17 protein-coding genes and 1 pseudogene are annotated in these 21,854 nt (G+C 36.1%); 8 read left to right on the top strand and 10 right to left on the bottom strand.

The genetic code is table 11. From position 1 onward, the window contains the following. Positions 1-12: 12 nt before the first annotated feature. From kdpB to MKX39_RS22330, 3 genes are read right to left on the bottom strand one after another with little or no spacing between them, the layout of a single operon-like run. Entirely contained in the window at positions 13-2,079 is a 2,067-nt protein-coding gene (gene kdpB, locus MKX39_RS08580; protein WP_340769134.1) for a potassium-transporting ATPase subunit KdpB, read from the bottom strand. Between the two features lie 17 nt (positions 2,080-2,096). Beyond that, entirely contained in the window at positions 2,097-3,791 is a 1,695-nt protein-coding gene (gene kdpA, locus MKX39_RS08575) for a potassium-transporting ATPase subunit KdpA (protein WP_340769133.1), read from the bottom strand. A 23-nt stretch (positions 3,792-3,814) separates the two neighbouring features. After that, positions 3,815-3,883 carry a potassium-transporting ATPase subunit F gene (locus MKX39_RS22330; RefSeq protein ID WP_419958782.1) on the bottom strand — a complete coding sequence of 23 codons (69 nt, stop codon included), beginning with the start codon at positions 3,881-3,883 and terminating at the stop codon, positions 3,815-3,817. A 282-nt stretch (positions 3,884-4,165) separates the two neighbouring features. Here MKX39_RS22330 and MKX39_RS08570 point away from each other — a divergent pair, with 282 nt between their 5' ends. From MKX39_RS08570 to secDF, 3 genes are all read left to right on the top strand, one after another. Continuing rightward, on the top strand, positions 4,166-6,871 hold the full coding sequence (locus MKX39_RS08570; protein ID WP_340769131.1) for a sensor histidine kinase KdpD: 2,706 nt from the start codon (positions 4,166-4,168) through the stop codon (positions 6,869-6,871). Further along, on the top strand, positions 6,864-7,568 hold the full coding sequence (locus tag MKX39_RS08565) for a response regulator transcription factor (RefSeq protein WP_340769130.1): 705 nt from the start codon (positions 6,864-6,866) through the stop codon (positions 7,566-7,568). The genes MKX39_RS08570 and MKX39_RS08565 overlap by 8 nt, the downstream gene beginning before the upstream one ends. 423 nt (positions 7,569-7,991) lie before the next feature. Continuing rightward, positions 7,992-10,262: a protein translocase subunit SecDF gene (gene secDF / locus MKX39_RS08560; RefSeq protein ID WP_340769129.1), complete on the top strand. Its 2,271-nt coding sequence runs from the start codon at positions 7,992-7,994 to the stop codon at positions 10,260-10,262. 207 nt (positions 10,263-10,469) lie between these two features. Here the strand turns inward: secDF and MKX39_RS08555 are convergent, their stop codons facing one another. The 3 genes and pseudogenes from MKX39_RS08555 to MKX39_RS08545 all read right to left on the bottom strand — a co-directional run. After that, a complete protein-coding gene (locus MKX39_RS08555) occupies positions 10,470-11,477 on the bottom strand; it encodes a DUF2268 domain-containing protein (RefSeq protein WP_340769127.1) in 1,008 nt (335 codons plus the stop codon). 142 nt (positions 11,478-11,619) lie between these two features. Continuing rightward, on the bottom strand, positions 11,620-12,084 hold the full coding sequence (locus tag MKX39_RS08550; RefSeq protein WP_340769126.1) for a hypothetical protein: 465 nt from the start codon (positions 12,082-12,084) through the stop codon (positions 11,620-11,622). Positions 12,085-12,366: 282 nt separating this feature from the next. Continuing rightward, positions 12,367-12,678: pseudogene (locus tag MKX39_RS08545) on the bottom strand (recombinase family protein); the annotation flags it as partial. A gap of 393 nt (positions 12,679-13,071) precedes the next feature. Here MKX39_RS08545 and MKX39_RS08540 point away from each other — a divergent pair. Continuing rightward, positions 13,072-14,685 (top strand): MFS transporter, encoded by a 1,614-nt coding sequence (locus MKX39_RS08540; protein ID WP_340769123.1) that lies wholly within the window; start codon positions 13,072-13,074, stop codon positions 14,683-14,685. A 472-nt stretch (positions 14,686-15,157) separates the two neighbouring features. Next, entirely contained in the window at positions 15,158-16,759 is a 1,602-nt protein-coding gene (locus tag MKX39_RS08535; protein WP_093534328.1) for an ABC-F family ATP-binding cassette domain-containing protein, read from the top strand. Positions 16,760-17,006: 247 nt separating this feature from the next. Here the strand turns inward: MKX39_RS08535 and MKX39_RS08530 are convergent, their stop codons facing one another. The 4 genes from MKX39_RS08530 to MKX39_RS08515 form a co-directional block, all read right to left on the bottom strand. Next, entirely contained in the window at positions 17,007-17,510 is a 504-nt protein-coding gene (locus tag MKX39_RS08530; RefSeq protein WP_340769122.1) for a YkvA family protein, read from the bottom strand. A 196-nt stretch (positions 17,511-17,706) separates the two neighbouring features. Further along, complete coding sequence (locus tag MKX39_RS08525) at positions 17,707-18,528, bottom strand: STAS domain-containing protein (RefSeq protein WP_340762246.1); 822 nt, start codon at positions 18,526-18,528, stop codon at positions 17,707-17,709. A gap of 127 nt (positions 18,529-18,655) precedes the next feature. Further along, the gene (locus MKX39_RS08520) at positions 18,656-18,856 is read right to left on the bottom strand and encodes a cold-shock protein (protein WP_093534334.1); all 201 of its coding nucleotides are present in this window, start codon (positions 18,854-18,856) and stop codon (positions 18,656-18,658) included. A 184-nt stretch (positions 18,857-19,040) separates the two neighbouring features. After that, positions 19,041-19,319: a DUF1033 family protein gene (locus tag MKX39_RS08515; RefSeq protein ID WP_340769121.1), complete on the bottom strand. Its 279-nt coding sequence runs from the start codon at positions 19,317-19,319 to the stop codon at positions 19,041-19,043. A gap of 154 nt (positions 19,320-19,473) precedes the next feature. Between MKX39_RS08515 and MKX39_RS08510 the strand changes: the two genes are divergently transcribed. The 3 genes from MKX39_RS08510 (at position 19,474) to MKX39_RS08500 (ending at position 21,803) form a co-directional block, all read left to right on the top strand. Next, a complete protein-coding gene (locus MKX39_RS08510) occupies positions 19,474-19,755 on the top strand; it encodes an acylphosphatase (protein WP_093534338.1) in 282 nt (93 codons plus the stop codon). A 214-nt stretch (positions 19,756-19,969) separates the two neighbouring features. Then, positions 19,970-20,647, top strand: a complete 678-nt coding sequence (locus tag MKX39_RS08505; RefSeq protein WP_340769120.1) for a 5-bromo-4-chloroindolyl phosphate hydrolysis family protein — start codon at positions 19,970-19,972, stop codon at positions 20,645-20,647. Further along, positions 20,619-21,803, top strand: a complete 1,185-nt coding sequence (locus MKX39_RS08500) for a toxic anion resistance protein (protein ID WP_093534342.1) — start codon at positions 20,619-20,621, stop codon at positions 21,801-21,803. Before MKX39_RS08505 ends, MKX39_RS08500 begins: the two co-directional genes overlap by 29 nt. Positions 21,804-21,854: the final 51 nt, after the last annotated feature.

The raw sequence follows: 21,854 nt of genomic DNA, 5'->3' as shown, positions 1-21,854 counted from the left end.
AACATCTCCTCCTTATAGACCCATTATGTGAAGAATTGGTCCAATAATTAAATCAATTACCTTAATACCAAGAAAAGGAGCGACAATACCACCTAATCCATAAATGAGCAAATTCCTATTTAACAATTGTGATGCGCTCATCGGCTTATATTTGACCCCTCTCATAGCAATCGGGATTAACATCGGTATAATAATGGCATTAAAAATCAAGGCAGAAATAATGGCGCTCGTTGGGGAGTTCAGCATCATGATATTTAGCGATTTCATTTCTGGTATTGCGACCATCAGCATTGCAGGAATAATGGCAAAGTATTTAGCAATATCGTTCGCAATACTAAATGTCGTGAGCGCTCCACGTGTCATTAGTAATTGTTTTCCGATTTCCACAATTTCAATAATCTTTGTTGGATTTGAGTCCAAGTCCACCATGTTTGCTGCTTCTTTTGCAGCATTCGTCCCAGAATTCATTGCGAGCCCTACATTTGCCTGTGCCAGAGCGGGTGCATCATTTGTGCCATCACCAGTCATTGCCACAATTTTTCCTAGTGCTTGCTCATCTTTAATGACTTTTATCTTATCTTCAGGTTTACTTTCTGCGATAAAACTATCCACCCCTGCTTCTTTTGCGATTGAGGCAGCAGTGAGCGGGTTATCTCCTGTGCACATAATCGTTTTTATACCCATTGCGCGAAGCTTCTCAAAACGTTCCTTTAAACCAGGTTTCACGATATCTTTTAAATAGACAACGCCCAAAATCTTATAATTCTTAGATATAACTAGAGGTGTCCCCCCTACCGAGGATACTCGGTGGACTAGTTGTTCCAAGTCTGTTGGGATAACATGACCTTCAGCAATACTCTCTTTTTTTATCGTGTCATAAGCACCTTTACGAATTCTTGTGCCGTCTTGCATATCTAGCCCACTCATCCGAGTCTGTGCCGTGAAGGAAATATGATTACTGTTATTAATAATCATTACTTCATCTGTAGAGTCTACTTCTAATTCGCACGCAAGTGATAAGATTGATTTCCCTTCAGGAGTATCGTCTGTTAGGGAACTAAGCCATGCAGATCGAATTAATTCTTTCTGATTTACTCCTTTCACAGGAGTAAATTCTGATGCCATACGGTTTCCATATGTAATGGTACCGGTTTTATCCAATATTAATGTATCTACATCACCACATGCCTCGACTGCTCTTCCAGACATTGCAATCACATTGAACTGTGTTACACGATCCATTCCAGCAATACCTATTGCTGATAACAAACCTCCGATCGTAGTAGGGATTAAACAGACGGTCAGCGCAATAAGCGTCGCTATTGAAATATGCAGATTTAAATAGGTAGTCATTGGGTAAAGAGTAACAACCACTAGTAAAAAGATAATAGTTAGACTAACAAGTAGTGTGTTAAGTGCAATTTCATTCGGAGTCTTTTTACGACTCGCCCCTTCAATAAGGGTAATCATTTTATCTAAAAACGATTCGCCTGGCAATGAAGTAATCTCAATTTTTAACCAGTCACTAGTAACAGTTGTACCACCTGTTACAGATGAAAAGTCACCACTACGTTCTTTCACTACAGGAGCTGATTCACCCGTAATGGCTGATTCGTCCACTGTAGCAATCCCTTCTATTACTTCGCCGTCGTTTGGAATGACTTCCCCTGCCTGAACTAAGACAATATCTCCTTTTGTCAGCTCTTCTGCCTGCTTCATTACCTCGGAGCCATCAGGAAGAAGAACACACGCCTGCGTCACGGTTTTAGTTTTCTTTAGCGTTTGTACTTGAGCTTTCCCACGCCCTTCTGCAATCGATTCTGCAAAGTTGGCAAATAAGATTGTAATGAAAAGAACAAAGGCGACAATGGCATTATAAAGGCGTTCCTCTCCGCCTGCCTCGCTATCAAACATTGTAGGAAAAACTGTTAACAATAAAACAAATATGAAACCTATCTCTACAACGAACATGACGGGATTTTTTATCATATAAACCGGGTTAAACTTCTTAAATGCCCCTAAAATAGCACTCTTCATAATATCATGTGTAATAAAAAATTTTTTTGATGCAGTTTCCATTATTGACTCTCTCCTCGTCAAGAACTTATTTGTAAATGTTCTGTAATTGGGCCGAGTGCTAGTACCGGTAGAAATGTTAAAGCACCAATCATCAGAACAATTGTGACAAGCAAGAAAGTAAACATTGCATTGTCTGTTTTCAATGATCCCACCGAATCGCTATGCCACATTTTTTTAGCAAGTAGTGATGCAATGGCTATTTGAATAATGATTGTTAGATAGCGACCAAAGAACATCGCAAGACCAGTCGACACGTTCCAGAACGTCGAGTTATCGGCTAACCCTTCAAAGCCAGAACCATTGTTTGCTGAGGATGAAGCAAATTCATACAAAACCTGTGATAAACCATGTGCTCCCGGATTAGTGATTCCTGCTACTCCAGCTATTGTCGCTACAGCAAGTGCTGAAAACAGCAGAATGATTGCCGGATGGATTAAAATACAAAGTGCTATTAATTTCATTTCTTTTTCCCCTATTTTCTTACCTAAAAACTGGGGAGTTCGACCAATCATTAAACAAGCAATGAAAATCGTGAGTAGCACATACATCATCATGTTCATGAGACCCACCCCTTTGCCTCCGAATACAACGTTTATCATCATGTTAAACATTGCCACGAGACCACCGATTGGCGTTAATGTATCATGCATGTTATTGACAGATCCAGTAGTAAAAGCAGTAGTCACTACAGTGAATAATGCAGATTGGGCGACACCAAAGCGCATTTCCTTTCCTTCCATACTACCTAGTTCCTGAGTGATACCTAGTTCATTAATGATAGGATTGCCAGAACGTTCTGCCACATAACAGGTAACTACTCCAATAAGTAATAGAATACTCATAGCAGCAAAAATGGCTAGACCTTGTTTACCAAATATTATTTTCTTGTTTCGATTAGCAACCATTAATCCGAATGCCACAACACAAGCACCAGGCAGTAACATCATCGACAGCATTTCCACGACATTTGAAATAACGGTTGGATTTTCAAACGGAGTCGTTGAATTGGCCCCATTAAAGCCTCCCCCATTTGTTCCAATATGTTTAATGGATTCAAGTGAAGCTATAGGTCCAAGTGCGATATCTTGCACCTTTCCTTCTATAGTCTCTACTGTTTCATTAGCGCTGAAGGTTTGTGGCGAACCTTCAGAAACTAAAAATATTGCAACAACGATAGAAATAGGCATTAAAATGCGTGTAATCACCCGGACAAAGTCAACAAAGAAATTGCCGAGTGTATCTGTTTTTGCCACTAGGCGACGACAGAAAGCCATGCATGCCGCATAACCAGTTGCCGCTGACGTAAACATCATGAATGTGATTACAAGCATCTGAGCCAAATAACTTAACCCGGATTCGCCACTATAATGCTGAAGATTGGTATTTGTCATAAATGAAATTATAGTATTAAATGAAAGCGTTGCTTCCATATTATCAATGTCGTTTGGGTTTAAAAATAATGCAGATTGAATGCGTAAAAGAAAATATCCGATGAATACCATTAAAGCATTTGATAGAATCAATGCCAGGATATATTGTTTCCCCGTCATATCGACTTGCTTGATACCACTAAGTTTGTAGATGAAATGATCCACACGATTCAACACTGGATCGAACCAGGTCTTTTGCTGCATCGTGACGCGATACAGATAGTGACCCGCTAAAATAACAAACGGTAAATAAATTATTAAAACAATGGCAATTTGCCACATACCCCTTACCTCCTAATGGCATATTAATAGTTTTCTGGATAAAGTAATGCATGCCCTAGATAACCAAATAGACTTACAATGATAATTTCCATTACTAACCACGCAAACATAACTATTCCTCCCTACTTATTCACTTGCTTATAACACCATGTGGTCAAACCATAAAGACTAGCAAAACTAATGATTAGTAAAGTAATCATATAAACATCCATCATCTGAATCGTCCTCTCTCTTTTAGAATAATTTCATCATAATGGATTTCAAATTAATGTAGTGTTAGGAAAATGCATTTTATATTAAGAAGGCATAAAGGTTAAAATCTTTATGCCTTCTTAATGAATGTTGGAGCTATAATGTAAGGGAGGTGATGGGTGATGGAAGACATACGACCAAGTCCAGAGGAGTTTTTAGCAAGGATAAAGCAAGAAGAAACTAAAGCAGGCAGACTAAAGATATTTCTTGGTTATGCTGCAGGAGTAGGTAAAACGTACGCAATGCTTGATGCTGCTCAAGAAGCAAAGAAACTCGGTTTAGATGTCGTGGTAGGTTATATTGAGCCCCATCCCCGACCAGAAACGGCCGCCTTACTGAAGGGTCTTGAACTAATACCAACTAGAAAAATAAACTATAAAGGAAAAACTTTCGAAGAACTGGACATCGATGCGGTGCTTGAACGCAAGCCAGAAATTGTATTAATTGATGAATTGGCTCATACCAATGTACCAACTATGCGCCATGTAAAACGTTTTGGTGATGTAGAAGAATTACTTGCAAAAGGTATCCATATTTACACGACCGTAAATATCCAACACATTGAAAGCTTACATGATTTGGTAAAAGAAATTACTGGAGTGAAAGTACGTGAGCGAATCCCAGATTATTTAATTGATCACGCAGCACAAATAAAGCTTGTGGATATTGAACCAGATGATTTAATTCAACGATTAAAAGAAGGAAAAATTTATCCTTTAAAACAAGTAGAAAAAGCAATCGACTATTTTTTTCAAAAACAGAATCTGGTGGCACTTCGTGAAATCGCATTGAGACGAACTGCAGACACAATTTATCATCAAAAGACACGCAAGAACGATTCTTTTGAAACAAAAATACATGTGGAAGAGCATGTACTAGTAGGTATCAGTAGTTCACCAACCAATGCTAAAGTTATTCGGTCAGCAGCTAGACTTGCTCAGGCCTTCCACGGCAAATTTACTGCACTTTATGTACAAAAAATGGACAGGAATGAAAGAAACGAAGTAAGTTCCGAGCGTTTGCAGCAGCACATCAAACTGACGGAGCAACTCGGCGGTCACGTCGTGATTGTGCAGGAAGACGATATAGCAGCTGCACTTGCGAACTATTCACAAATAAGCGGGGTAACAAAGCTTGTATTAGGAAGAACTTCTATGAAAAAGAAATGGTGGCGTTCTAATTCCAAAATAAGCGACCAGCTAAATGACTTTGTACCCAACTTAGCAATACATATTGTACCTGATCAAGAAAACGAACCATTACGATTTCCAGAAGTTAGAACTCAACTCAAGTTTGAGTGGATGGACATGCTGAAAATGTTAACCGTTTTTAGTTTGGCGTCATTCATCGGTCTGTCTTTCTTTTCCATAGGGGTTAGTGAATCGAATATAATCACTATCTATATCTTAGGAGTATTAGTACTAGCAACTTGGACAACCGGGTGGATCGTTAGTATCATAAGTTCACTGGTATCGGTGCTCATTTTCAACTTTCTATTTATAGAACCACGTTTTTCATTCGAAGCATACCACCGTGACTACTTTATAACATTTTTAATTATGTTCCTTTCCGGCCTCATCACAAGTAGTCTAACGAAGAAAGTAAAAGAACAGGCTATTGTTGCAGTTCGTAAATCTTACCGAATGGAAGTGTTACTCGAAACTAATCGTAAATTACAATACGCAAAAACGGTAGAAGAGATTATTACAGAAGGAATGTCTCAGATTGTTAAACTAGTAGATAAGCCAGTAGAATTTTTTGAAATAAATAATAGACTGATAGTGAAATCTATTTTTTTCCGAACAGAAAGCATGTCTACTATAGAAAATAATAAAATAGCAACACTGTTTGACAATGTAAATGAGCGTGGTGTAGTAACATGGGTGGCAAATAATAATCACATAGCAGGAGTGTCCACCGATGTCTTTCCTGAAGCAAATGCTTATTATTTACCATTGGTATCCGGTGATAATGTAAAAGGTGTTATTGGAATTGCTCTATCAAAAGAATCACCCTTACCAGCATTTGAGCGTCATATTTTACACGCCATCATGAATGATTTTTCGTTTGCTCTTGATAAATGGTATTTGCAAAAAGTAAATGAGGAAGTAGCCCGAGAGGCAGAGCTTGAACAAATGAGGGCAAACCTCTTAAGGGCAATATCCCATGATTTAAGGACACCACTTACAAGTATTTCAGGAAATGCTGATATATTATTAACAAGTGGAGAACAAATTAATGATACTGAAAAACTTCAACTATACCGCGATATTTATAGTAACTCTAAATGGCTCGTTCAAATGGTTGAAAACTTACTTGCCGTTTCAAGACTAGATGATGGCAAACTTGCGATTGAAATGCAACCAGAACTTGTCGAAGATATTATGCAGGAAGCTCTCTTACACGTCGTTCGGATAAACAATACTCACAAAATCTCATTCCATGTCGAACCTGAATTATTATTAGCATTAATGGATGCACGCCTTATCATTCAAGTGATTATCAATATTATCGATAATGCGTTAACTTATACACCTACAGGCAGTGAGATAATTTTGATTGCAAAGGAGATTGGGAACTCCGTACACTTTAGCATTATGGATAATGGACCGGGCATTGAAGAATCGTTAAAAGCAAGACTGTTTGATCCTTTTACAACAGGAAAAGTTCAACGAAGTGACAGCAGGCGTGGACTCGGACTTGGTTTAGCCTTGTGCCAAACCATCTTAAAATTACATGGAAGTGAACTTACAGTGGCAGATAATGAACCCAACGGAACCATTTTTAATTTTTCACTTGAAAAAGGAGTTGTGAATATCGTTGAATAAACGCATCCTTGTCATAGAAGATGACATAGCAATCGGTCACTTGATCAAAATGACATTAATTACCCAGCACTATGAATACGACATTGTAAAGGATGGCCAAAGCGCAATGCAAAAAGTGCTTTCGATGAAGCCGGATGTAATTATTCTTGATTTAGGACTTCCCGATATGGACGGCGTCGATCTTATTCATAAAATCCGTGTTTGGGCTCAAATCCCTATTATAGTTGTAAGTGCTCGAGGAGAAGAACACGATAAAATAAGCGCACTCGATGCGGGTGCAGATGACTACGTGACGAAGCCATTTAGCATAGAAGAGTTACTTGCTCGTATCCGAGTAGCATTAAGAAGGAATACTAACGAGCACAATTTAGAACATATTCAGCCGGTATTCGTGAATGGGAACCTACAAATTGATTATTTGGCAAACACAGTATTTGTGTGTGGAGAAGAAGTACATTTGACGCCTATTGAGTATAAGTTGTTAGTTGTGCTCTCAAAGCATGTTGGTAAAGTACTTACGCATAATTTTCTATTGAAGGAAGTTTGGCAAACTGTACTTCAGTCAGATGTCCCTAGCCTGCGTGTTTTTATGGCGACGCTCCGTAAGAAGATTGAAGAGAATCCATCTAAACCAAAATATATTCAGACACACATACGGGTTGGGTATCGAATGCTACGTTACAACGGTGACGAATAGAAAATATCTATGTTTTTGTCTGTAAAACAATGTCTTTACGAGTGAGATTTAACATGTTTTTCTTTTCCTTCTTTATATACATTATAATATCTTCAGGTGTTGGCTTTTCTAAAATGAGCTTATGAGCAAAATATTTTCTGTACGTTTTTTATTTCTCATTAATGCATCAATCTATTATTAGATTTTCGAACACATATAAATTCTCTTTCTGTATCACCAATGTGATTCATAATAAAAATGTTGTATTTTTACATTAACGGATACAAACATAAGAAATAATTTCTTGTGTTTGTATCATTTGCAATACCAATAGTTTTGTACCTAAATGTAAATAGAGGTTAGAAAATAAATGCAACGAACTTAAGCGATGCTTAAGATGTTTTATATCAATGCTTTTCTTAAAGCGAGGAGGAAGAATTACATATGAAGACAAGATGGCATATAGTTGCATTTTTTCTTGTTATCGTAGTATTAGGTGCTTCGATGAGTACGACTACAAAAGGAATCTTAAAAGATATTAAATTAGGTTTAGACTTACAAGGTGGTTTTGAAGTTTTATATCAAGTTGAACCGCTGAAAGATGGCCCCAAAATAACCGAACAAGATGTAACGGACACCGCAAATGCACTTTTAAATCGTATTGATGTCTTAGGTGTTAATGAGCCAGTTATTGAAGTAGAAGAAGGAAATCGAATTCGAGTTCAATTAGCCGGTGTTGAAGATCAGGCCTCTGCACGTGAATTATTATCTACAGAAGCAAATTTAACATTCCGTGATGCTGATGATAATTTAATGCTTGATGGGAACGACTTGAAAGAGGGCGGTGCGAATGATAATTTCGATCAAAATGGAGCTCCAATTGTATCATTACAATTAAAGGATGCAAATAAATTTGCACAAGTAACTCAAGATATTCTCGCTAAAACTCCAAATAACGCCCTAGTAATTTGGTTGGACTTTGAAGAAGGTGTTGATTCTTTCAAAGAAGAACAAGCGAAAGAAAAACCTAAATTTGTATCTGCACCTCAAGTAAGTAGCGTTTTGAATACTTCAGAGGTTCAAATTTCAGGTTCCTTCACCGTTGAAGAAACAAAAAACTTAGCGGGTATTTTAAATGCTGGTGCTTTACCTGTTAAACTTACTGAAGTTTATTCCACATCCGTAGGGGCACAATTCGGTGAAGATGCATTATCATCGACGGTCTATGCAGGGATTATAGGAGCAGCACTTATTTTCCTATTCTTAATAATCTACTATCGTTTACCAGGAATTGTAGCAAATCTTACGTTAGTTGTTTATGTGTATATAAATTTATTAGTATTTGATTGGATTAACGGGGTTCTTACCTTGCCTGGAATTGCTGGTCTCGTTTTAGGGATTGCAATGGCAGTTGATGCGAATATTTTAACTGCTGAAAGAATTCGAGAGGAAATTCGAATTGGTAAAACAGTTAAACAAGCATTCGCAGAAGGGACAAAATCGTCATGGTCTGCCATTCTTGATGCGAATGTAACTTCACTAATTGCCGCAGTTGTATTGTTCTACTTCGGGACAAGTTCTGTAAAAGGTTTTGCAACGATTTTGATTATCAGTATTTTAGTCAGCTTCATAACTGCAGTTTGGGGATCTCGAGTTTTACTTGGATTACTTGTTCGAAGTGGATATTTAGATAACAAAATTAGTTGGTTTGGTGTTAGAAAATCAAAAGTTCATTCGATTGAAGAAAATGTCAGTTCACTTGATCTGACAACAAATTTTGATCGATTTGACTTCGTTCATTCACGCAAACGATATTTCACCTTCTCTATTGTGTTTATCCTAATTGGAGTAATTGTACTAAGTATTTTTAAATTAAACTTAGGCATTGACTTTGCCAGTGGTACACGAGTTGAAGTTGTGACAAACGAGCAACTAACTGAAGAACGAGTCTTAAGTTATATGGAAGATTTAGGCTATCCATCTGACGATATTGTCTTTTCTGGAGATACGAACAATATCGCAGCAGTTCGTTATGTAGATGAGTTTACTCAAGATGAAATTTTGAAATTGAAACAAGAAATGAAGGCTGAGTTTGGAATTGAACCAAATATTAGTGCAGTTTCAAATACAATTGGTAAAGAGCTTGTAAGAAATGCAATTTATGCATTAATTTACGCAGCAATTGGAATTATTATCTATGTAGCAATTCGTTTTGAATGGAAAATGGGGGTTGCTTCAATCATTGGTGTTCTACACGATATTATTCTCATGGTAGCTATTTTCAGTTTTACTCGTTTTGAAGTGGACTTAACCTTTATTGCTGCCGTTCTTACGATTGTCGGGTACTCGATAAACGATAAAATTGTAACGTTTGACCGTATACGTGAGAACTTAAATCGAGTAAAGAAAATTGATAATGAAAATGAGTTAGCTGAAATTGTAAATAAATCACTACGTCAAACGCTAGCTCGGTCAGTAAATATTGTACTGAATATTGCATTTGTTGTTGTTGCCCTGCTTCTATTTGGTGCAGAGGCAATTCGAAACTTCTCATTTGCATTGTTCTTAGGTTTATTGGCAGGGACGTATTCATCCATCTATATCTCAGCACAGCTTTGGTTTGTCATAATGAAACGAAGTATGAAGAAAAAAGGTGGAGAATTAGACGTTGAGCAAAAGAAAAAACAATGGGGAACAGACGAACCGATTGTATAACAGTTTGGACATAAAAAAGAACGGGTATATTATTAACGGGTTCCGTTACCTATCGCAAAGCTAGAATTTACACAACAAAATGCAAATAAAAATGTAAATTTAATTGCACCGCAATTGCGGTGCTTTTTGTATAAAAAAATAAATAGCCCAGTTCATTGAACTAAGCTATGCCTTGTATCTATTTTCAACAATTTTTTAAATAAAACACTATGGGAGCAAATCACTGTATTTACTATCCTTAATAATTCCCCTTGCACCAATTTTTGTCCATTCCAATATTGAAATATTGGGATTGTTTTCAATGAAACTTTCAGTGATTAGATAACCTATTTTATAATTCGACCATCTTGGAATATCTTTACGTGAATTACCGTAAATCAAATTATTGTAAATAATAAAATCCATAGATTTGCCATTTACGCTTAATTCTTCTAACACCTTAGCCTCGGCTTCATTTGATAGAGGCTCTGTCCGAAAGACTCCTACTTTTATTTCAGGGTATACAATACTAGTAAAGTAATCTGCTTTGCCTTCCGTCACAGTTAAATCTAAAATGTTATACTCGATTGGTATGCTATCATGCAAAAAATTAACTGTGTGATGATATTCGTGTGCCGCCGCATATTTAACCATTTCTTCTGAAACGGAGGGGTCAAACTTAAGTAAAATATCATTTTCTGAATAAGTAAGCCCACTCAATCCTCCACCAGTATTAATGACATGCCATTCTTCAGGATTAACTGGAAAAATATAAACATTTGTATCCTCACCTGGTAACAGTTCTGCGGATTTTAATAAGGCTTCCTCTATCCACTTATTAATCTGTTCTTGATTTTCAAGTAGCTCATTCGTCTTTTTTTCTAACTGTTCTATTTCCGAAGATGGTGAAAGAGGGTCGCCTAATGTTATATCTTTCAGGGAGGATTTATCTATAAACGGTTCTAAAACATACTCTGTATAGATAGCTTTTTTATCAAGTTCAGGATTCTCACTAATTACTCTTGTGTATTCCAACACTTCATCGAAAAATGTTATTATTTTAAATTCCTGCCCTTTATATGAAAAATGGTAAGTAGTTTTAGTAGGAGTATTGTCATCATCCACTATCCCATGTTCCTCTTCTTCTATTTCTTTGTTTTGTTCTTTAACATCCGTACAACCAGATATAAAAATAACAAATAGCAGTAAAATTGAAAAGTTTATCGAACGTCTCATTCTGTCCCTCCATATCCTCCTTTTCTAAGATGTAGAAGAGGGATTTTTTATTATATCCATGAAACTCTCTTTCGCTAAACGCGTTAGTTTAAGTACATTTGTTCACAATGTTCTTTCCCTTATTTTAACATAGATTTTTTAATTACCTTTTATAAATAATATCTTTCCAGTTATATACCCTATCAGCAACACCAATTCTTTGGGCAGGGGTTTGTTTAACCGAATTAGAATTGAAAGGTTCACAGAAGTTGTAGTATGTTCTCAATATGGTGATAGCCATTTGTGCATATTTAGGATTGAAATTACTGTATATATAGGATTTTCCGTCCCCTCTAGATGTAACTAAAGGTCTTTCCAAGAAAGATAGGCTACGCCTTATCTGCTGTAAAAAAGCATTTACTGTATTATCATTTACACTGATAATTAGCCTAGCTAAATGCTCGTCCGAAAGTTTCGAAGTATCTGTAATTACATCACTATAACGGCTGCCTCTGTCAGACATTGCAATTGGGTGTTCAATTTTATTGGATTTATGAACATTGTAAGCAGTCCCATTTGGAGAAATCCTCGATTCATAAAATTTGGGTGTAGATAAACTTTCTTTCAAGAATTCAACAGCTGTTTCGTGTTCAGACGAGCCATTAAACCCATTATATTCTGCCCATTCACTTAAATATCGCCTGTTTAAATAAATTCTTTATATGCATCTTCTCTTGATAAGCTCTTATCAAATGTATTTACAAAGTAGTGTAATTTCCCTTCATGAATTTCCTCTGAAAACATCTTTTTATAAGCAGATTTTAGTGTCATGTCGTTATCGCTAGTCACCCGCCACTTGTCAGTTCTTATCATTTGTTTAATTAAAAACAATTGAGCCATTGCAGTATAACTATGATTTATGTGCCTTCGCTCTCTCGAGTCCTTCCGTAGTACGTTCCACGATTATGTCACGCTCAAACTGTGCGAATGATCCGAGCATATTGAACAATAACGTATTGATACTACTTGCCCCCTTGCCCGCATCGAACGTTTTATTATTACGTATAAACTGGACACTCAGGCCCTTGTCGGTTAACTCCATTACTATCTTGTTAAGGTGGATTATGCTACGTGCTAGGCGGTTTATTTTTGTCACTACTACCATATTACCTTCCCTTCCCTGGTCGAGCATAGCCGTCAGTTGTGTACGTGACGCGGTTGATGTACCTGTTACCTTCTATACATATAGACGCTCGCACCCTGCCTCACGTACCGCTACCTCTTGTGCTTCTAACTTATGTCCTACAATCGATACTCTCGCGTATCCAATTCACACCTCGCAATATCTCCTACTATAAACTAGGTTAACTTTTATACCTTATAATTATAGATAACTTTAAATACAAGACACTTAAAAATCACATTGTTATAATGACCAATATTTTTCAGGGTTTAACAGCTATTCTTGTATTCGGATTCAACCTGCTTGACAGACAGTGCTATGCCTTTTACAAAAGTTAGGGATATACGAACGTAGGAATAATTTTAAATTTGATTCAATATTACGATATGAGCGGTGTTTTGTTAAAATATATTAAATCGAAGGAGGAATTTTATGACAGAAAAGCAAAACGCATCACAAACCTGGGCTATTTCCCTCTTTTCCATCGGTGTATTTATGGCCGCACTTGATAACGGTATTATTAGTGCTGCTTTAACAACGATTAATCAATCATTCGATGTCGATGCAAACTGGGGAGCATGGGGTGTCACGCTTTACACACTTGGTTTAGCTATTAGTGTGCCGATTATTGGAAAACTTTCTGATCGATATGGACGCAAAAAATTATTTATTATAGAAATCGCCATTTTTGGTATTGGCTCATTACTCGTGGCTTTGAGTCCAAACTTTTCTTTTTATTTAATCGCTCGCTTTATTCAAGCAATGGGTGGCGGCGGTATTTTCATTATTGGTAGCTCACATATATTAAGTACATTACCTGTCGAAAAACAAGGTAAGGCACTTGGGATGCTTGGTGGGATGAACGGTATTGCGGCCGTACTTGGACCCAATATCGGCAGTATTTTATTAGACGTTACAGGTAGCTGGCATGTACTATTTTTAGTGAATGTACCTATTGCCATTGTGCTCGTTATTTTAGGCTTTATTAAACTAGATGAAACGAAAGATGTACAGCCTGGAAAACTCGATTTATTTGGAACTATTTTATTATCTTTAGCGATTTTAGGCATTATGTATGGACTGACAAATTTAGAAGGTGTTCACCTTTTAAAAAGCTTATTGCAACCAAATGTTTATGGCTATATCATTGCTGGTATTGTTCTTTTAATTGGTTTACTAGTACATGAAAATCGTCTTGAAAAGCGTGGTGGTGACCCGATTCTACCATTCCACTTGCTACGTCAACCGCCATACTTACTAACTTTAGTGATTGGTGCATTTTCAGGTGCATTACTAGCCGGAATGATTTTCATCCCTGCATTTTCAGAGCAAGTACTTGGGATTGCATCTGAAAATTCCGGCTATTGGATGACACCACTAGCTCTTGCAGCTGGTTTGGGTGCTGGTTTAGGTGGCGTATTTACAGATAAACGCGGACCCATTTTTGCGGTCATCTTATCGAGTGTTATATCAGCAATAGGATTTTTATTATTCCCATTATGGATTGAAGTAAAATGGCAATTTATCATCTCTTCAATCATCGCTGGCTTTGGTATGGGGATTATTTTGGGCGCGCCATTAAATATGTTAGCAACTGAAAAATTACAAGCAAATAAAGGTACTGCTCTTGCAACATTATCATTAACAAGAACGCTTGGAATGACGCTGGCACCCACAATATACGCAGGTTTTATTGCTCGCGGCTACAATGAAATGCCGGCATTATTTAAAACGGACTTCCCTGAAATTTTACAAGGTAATCTTGCAAAAGCAAATTTAAGTCAAGAAGGTGCGGCTGAGTTGCAACAACTAACAGCGCAAATGTCATCTGGTGCTTCTGCTTATACAGACATGACACAACTACTAAATCAAGTTCAAGATCCAACCTTAAAAGAAATGTTATCTACTAGTGTGCAACAATTGACCACATTAGCGGCACAAAACGGTTACGGTGGCTTATTCACTAGTGCTGTAGTCATCGCAACTTGTATTTTGATCGTCACATTATTTTTAGCCCCACTTCGAAAAAAATCATTACAAGGCTAAAAAACTGTATGGCCAATTTTGGTCATACAGTTTTTCTTTTTATGTGTAATAAAATCAAATTTTTTAAAAGCAGAATACTGATCTGGAACTAAAATTAATGACCTTAAGGATTCTTGAATTATTTTAGTCACTAAAACTTCAGAATCCGGCTCTGTTAACGAAGTGTCTTGGAAAAAAGTATAGTCTACGTCCAATACCTTGCCTGTCCCATCCCCCTTGTGCTTTAATTCTAAGGATATCAGGTTGACCATTTATCCTTTCTAGTTCCCCCCTACCCAAAGTTAAAAGTAACTCCTGAAAGATAGAAGTAGAATCTGTTTCCTTGTTCAGTCAAAGCTTAAACGCATATGGGGCTGATTTTGGGGTTGGCATTAACTGAAATACGTTGAAACCCTATAAAATCAAGGATTTGTAGAATTCGTTCCTATTTCGTGCTATAATAAGTTCATTGTGAATTTTAGGAGGTACTAGCATGATTGCAGTAAGTAACATAAGTCTTCGTTTTGGTGACCGTAAGTTATTCGAAGACGTAAATATAAAGTTTACACCAGGAAACTGTTATGGATTGATTGGTGCAAATGGAGCAGGTAAGTCAACATTTATCAAAATTTTGTCTGGTGAAATTGAGGCCCAAGAAGGCAATGTCATTATGAATCCAGATGAACGTTTAGCAATTTTAAAACAAAATCACTTCGAATACGAAGAATACAATGTTTTAGAAACAGTTATGATGGGACACAAACGTTTATATGAAGTAATGAATGAGAAAAATGCTATCTACATGAAAGAAGACTTTTCAGATGAAGATGGTATGCGTGCAGCCGAACTAGAAGGTGAATTTGCGGACTTAAATGGTTGGGAAGCTGAATCTGAAGCAGCAATACTTTTACAAGGTCTTGGTATTCCAGATGAAATGCACCAAAAGAAAATGGCTGACTTAACTGGATCTGAAAAAGTAAAAGTTCTTTTATCTCAAGCTCTTTTTGGTAAACCAGATGTACTATTACTGGATGAGCCTACTAACCATTTAGATATTAAAGCTATTCAGTGGTTGGAAGATTTCCTTATTAACTTCGATAATACTGTTATCGTTGTATCCCATGACCGTCATTTCTTAAACAAAGTATGTACGCATATTGCGGATTTAGATTTCAGTAAAATTCAAGTTTATGTAGGAAACTATGATTTCTGGTATGAGTCAAGTCAACTTGCTGGCAAATTAGCTTCCGATCAAAATAGTAAAAAAGAAGAAAAAATTAAAGAGCTACAAGCATTTATTGCTCGATTTAGTGCTAATGCCTCTAAATCGAAACAAGCAACTTCTCGTAAGAAAATGCTAGACAAAATAGAACTAGATGATATCAGACCATCATCGCGTAAATATCCATATGTAAACTTCTCGATGAAACGTGAAATCGGGAATGATGTATTACAAGTTCAAAATTTAGGTCATTCTACTGAAGACAAAAACCTCTTCTCTAACTTCAGCTTTACGTTGAACAAAGAAGACAAGATTATTCTTCTTGGAGATGAATTAGCGAAATCTGCATTGTTACGTATACTTGCGGAGGAAGAAGAACCAAAAGAAGGATCCGTACGTTGGGGTGTTACTACAACGCGTGCCTACTTCCCGCTTGATAACGCTAAATACTTTGAAGGCAATGAGCCATCATTAGTAGATTGGTTACGCCAATATTCACCTGATGATGAAAGTGAAACATTCCTACGTGGATTCCTAGGCCGTATGCTTTTCTCAGGAGAAGAAGTGAAGAAAAAACCTTCTGTTCTTTCAGGTGGAGAAAAAGTACGTTGTATGCTTTCTAAAATGATGCTTTCCGAATCGAATGTATTGTTACTAGATGAACCAACGAATCACTTGGATCTTGAGTCTATTCAAGCATTGAATAATGGTCTTACATTATTCAAAGGCGCAATGATCTTCACATCGCATGATCACCAGTTCATTCAAACAATTGCTAATCGCGTAATTGAAATCCGTGAAGACGGGTCTATCTTAGATAAACAATTGTCTTATGATGAGTTCTTAGAGTGGAAAGATACACAAAACTTATAATACCTAATAATAGAGTACAGGATGGTGACAATATGTCATTTTCCTGTACTCTTTTTTATTAATATAAAAAGAAAATCGTACAGATTATGGGGACCATACTTTTCTTAACTTGATATGTCTTCTCTTATCCCCCCCTACAATACATGATATAGGGTTGACTAGTTCAGAACATTAACACATCAAAAAAGCACTGCTATATTATATAGCAATGCTTTTTTATTAGGGATTTGGAACTTTCCTGTGTGGATTAACTTTTAACTGCAGTGCCCTTTTTAGAAGTTTTAATAAAACGACCAAGCAGAGATCTTGTCGGCAATTTTCCAAGTAAGGAATCACTTGTTTCCGAAACCTTCTTCAATACGTTTAGTAGTTTGTCATCTCCAGCCCAATGTTCTTCAATCATTTCAGGGGAAAATTTGTTCAATAACATATTTACTACAAAAGTAGCTACAATAATATCATCGATAAAACCACCTGGTCCTATTAAACCTTCAGGTAATATGTCTACTGGCGTGATGAAATACAATATACCACTACCAACGAGTGTTTTACTCTTCGCGTCTATGCGGTCATCAAACATCGATTTTACTAATAAGTGAAATAAATCAGGAGCAAATAGAAGATATGGAGTAAACTTTCCTGCTTTACCCGATTTACTTTCTACATAATCAGTAATTTTAGATCGTAGTTTTATATAGAAGTCTTGTTGCTCCTCGTAAGTTGGTAATTCTTTTTTAAGTTCTACATTCATAGTTCATAGCCCCTCTCTCTCTTCACTATACCAAAAATAAGACTATTTGAAACATTATAGGCTTTTCTATGTTCTATTCCTAAAGAATAAGAAGCTGGAAAAATAATAAATGCCCTTCTAGTAGTGTTAATTTCAATTGTTTTTCTCCATTAAAAATAAAAGAAGCTTCGGATCTAACCCCCGATCCCCCTCTCCTTTACTTGACTAAATACTCGTTTAACGCTTGTTGTAACGTTGCAAAGGTTTTAGTATCATCATCAAATTTAACGCCTAATTGAATCATTTGTCTCACAACATCCGGTCTTAAACCGGTAATAACGGTGCCACAGCCCATCATCGAAGTACCATAGATAATTTTCAGTAAATGGTCTATTACTTCTGTTTCCATTTCAGATATACCTGAGAGATCCATTATTAACGTTTGTATATGTAAACGGCCAATCTCTGTTAGTACTTTTTCTTCTAAAATACTTGTTCTAAAAGTATCTACTGAGCCAATTAACGGCAAAATACAAATAGAGGGTGTAATTGGAATTATAGGAACTGAAAGGGCTTCAACCACTTTACGTTGGGAAGAAATTAAAGCATCTTTATAAGTCGAATAGTTGATAAAAAACTCATTTAAAAAATAATCTATTTGATTATTAATTTGCTTTTCTAACTCAAAGAACGAATCAATAGAAATCGGTTGTATGTCTTTATTGTACTTTTGAATAAAGATCCACAAAGTTCTTCTAATGGCCTGGATCCATTCTAATTTAAAAGATAGCGTCAAAGAAAACGTTGCCCATGCAATACCTTCCTGCTTTGCAAAAGCACTCAAATCTTTCGTATTTTCATCAATAATATAATGTGTCAGAGTATGAGCGTTATTGATTAGATCTATATCTCCAACTCTTAATATATCATTTATCTTATCTTTAACATTAACAGCCTGGTTTAATAAATATTGTTCAAAATCATCTTTGTTTTCTTCTAAATAATGTTTTAAGTTAAGATCCAGTGTTAATCTGTCCAAAGTCGTTCCCCCTAAAATAGTAAACTCTATTTTTTATACCCAAATGTAATCTAATTAAACACACTTTTAAATTAAATTAGAAGGACTATAAAAAGAAGCACATCCTAAAGGTGTGCTTCTTAAGGGACTATAGTTTTGTAACGTTAGCTGCTTGAGGTCCGCGGTTCCCTTCGACTACTTCAAATTCAACTTTTTGACCTTCTTCAAGTGATTTGAAACCATCACCTTGGATAGCTGAGAAGTGAACGAATACATCATTTTCACCCTCTACTTCGATAAAACCAAATCCTTTTTCTGCGTTAAACCATTTCACTGTACCTTGTTTCATACTATTACCTCCAAAAAATTAATCAATACGTGAAAAAATTCACATATTCCATGAAGTACCGATTTCACATCGATCACTTCATAGGATATGTGAATCATTAGTACGGATTTTCACTTTAAATTGTAAATTAATTATAGCATTGGTACCGATTTAGTCAATAAGTATTTTCATAATTCTAAATAGTTTAGGTAATTTCATTCCATATTAAACCATGATATATTTGTAAATCATCGTCACATGATTCACAAAAGCATACTTCTTTTTCTGACCAAAAAGCCCAGTATTTCTCATCCTTCACTTTTTCTTTTGGAAATTCCCCTCGTAATTCTACTAGTTTCTCATTTAAATAGGATTGGGCATCTGCTTGTGTTTCAAAAGTATGCTTTTCTACAATATGCTGCTCCCAACCTTCAAAAAGCCACCACGGTTCATAGTCTGCCTTCATATAAATTACTTCGAACATAGACATCGCCTCTAACATTTTTTATTAACTCATATTTTACTGCTCCTATATAAAATGTCTACTTAAATGCCTAGCAATTTTATAAATTGAATATTCCTACTTTTTCAGTTAAATTATAGATAACACTATTATAAACAAGTAAGGAGACTATGCTATGAAAAAGCGGGCTTATATTCAAATGCATGGTGATGTGGATGGAGTAGGCTTTAGATTTTTAGTGAAACAAAAAGCTCAATCACTTGGATTGAAAGGTAGTTGCAAACAAACAGAAGACAAACTCATTCATATTCATATTGAAGGCAATATTCAACAGTTGGAGGAGTTTTTGGAGTATATTCAAAAAGGAGTATCTCCTTTATCCCAGACAAATGCTTATCGAATGGAATTATTTGATGAACTAAAAGGTTATACTTCGATGGAGTCAGATATTGTTTAATATTTGTAGGAAATGAAACTTTCTGCTGATTGAATCGTATATAGTAGTATAGAAAAAGTGAAACTTCTATCGTAGGATCGGTTCACCTACAAAAAGTGTAAATCAAACCATTCGGGTTTTTACAGGCAGTTTTCTCCCCCTTATGCCAGTTATATAGCCCAAGCCATTAAGAGGGAGATACTGCCCGTTAATACCGGAAAAAGGAGGTAACATCATGAGTGAACTACTGCAAACCTTCATACGACATTGCTTAAATTTCCCTATCATGATTACTTCGTGGTTTGTTTTCTTTTTTCCACTCGAGAGTGGATTTTTATGGAGCTCCGTTTTTGCTATAGGAGTATATATTGTTTCTAACTTTTCGATAAAGAAAATCCAACAGAGAAGAATTATGAAAAAACATCAAATGACTCTTTCTGAGTATTTCCATATCCAACAACAATTAAAAGAAGCAAATAAAAAGATAAAAGCTTTAAATAGTCTGTATCTGAAAGTTCGTTCAATCAGTTCATTTAAACAATTATTCGAAATGAATCGATTAGCAAAAAGGATTATTTCACTTGTAAGATCTAACCCTAAAAAGTTCTACCAAGCTGAAAAGTTCTTTTATGCACATTTAGATTCAGCAGTAGAACTAACATCAAAGTATACTTTATTAGTTTCCCAACCGGTGAAGAATAAAGATATGAAATTAGCTTTGCAAGATACACGAGAGACATTAGAATCTATCAACACAGTAATGGAAGAAGATTTACAAAGTGTCTTAGCCTCTGATGTAGAGCTACTTAAAATGGAGTTAGATTTCGCTAAATTATCCGTTAAACAAACAGAAAAACCTTTATATTTAAAAGGAGAATCCGAAAATGAGCGAAAAGATATCAAATACAAGTGAAGATATATTAATGGACGAACTATTATCCAGCCCTTTTAACCTAGATACTACTAAGCCACAAGCCATTACAGAAACAGAAGCAGCCCCGACTAAACTGATCGATCGACTTTCGGAAGCTGAGCAACAAAAAGCTCGACAATTAGCTGACCAAATACCAGCTGGTGACTACGAAGCGATTCTAACCTACGGTGCAAACGCACAATCTGAGCTTACCCGTTTTTCTCATCAGATGCTAGATCATGTGCAAAAAAAAGATATCGGACCTGTTGGAGATATATTAAGTGATTTGATGCGCAAATTATCCGAGATTAATCCCGAAGAACTGTCTACCGAGAAAAAATCAGGTATTAAAAAATTATTTAGTCGTGTCAATCGCTCCGTCCAGGAGGTAATGACAAAATATCAGAAGCTTAGTACACAAGTAGATCGTATTGGCATTCAGCTAGAACATTCTAAAAGAGGACTTGTGGAAGATGTTCAAATGCTAAACAAACTTTACGATCAAAACAAAACGTATTTCCAAGCATTAAATGTATATATTGCTGCTGCAGAGTTAAAAAAGGATGACATAGTAAATGTAACTATTCCGGAGTTACGACGAAAAGCAGAATTATCCAACGATCAAATGGCTTATCAAGAAGTCAATGATATGGCACAATTCGTAGATCGTTTAGAAAAAAGAGTGTATGATCTACAGTTATCTCGTCAAATTACGATACAGAGTGCACCACAAATCCGTATGATTCAACAAACCAACCAAACGCTTGCCGAAAAAATTCAATCATCTATTATGACATCCATCCCGCTTTGGAAAAACCAAATTGCTATTGCTTTAACTTTAAATCGTCAGCAAAAAGCAGTAGCTGCACAAAAGCAAGTAACGCAAACGACGAATGATTTATTATTGAAAAATTCGGAGATGTTAAAAGTGAATAGTATTGAAACGGCAAAAGAAAATGAGCGAGGCATTGTAGAAATTGATACATTGAAGAAAACACAAGAAAATTTACTACAAACAATCGAAGAAACGATGCGTATTCAAGCTGATGGTCGTGTAAAACGAAAAGCAGCAGAAATAGAAATTGGTCGTATGGAAGAAGAACTAAAACAACGTCTACTACTAATTGCTGACCAATCTAAAAACCGTTCTTCCTAATAATATTATATGGAGCAGTAAAGAATAGATTACCACAACAAAAAGAATTCA

The sequence above is a fragment of the Psychrobacillus sp. FSL K6-1464 genome, assembly GCF_038003145.1.
Taxonomy (GTDB): domain Bacteria; phylum Bacillota; class Bacilli; order Bacillales_A; family Planococcaceae; genus Psychrobacillus; species Psychrobacillus psychrotolerans.
Note: the sequence above shows the minus strand (reverse complement) of the source record. Positions and strands in the feature narration are given on the sequence as shown.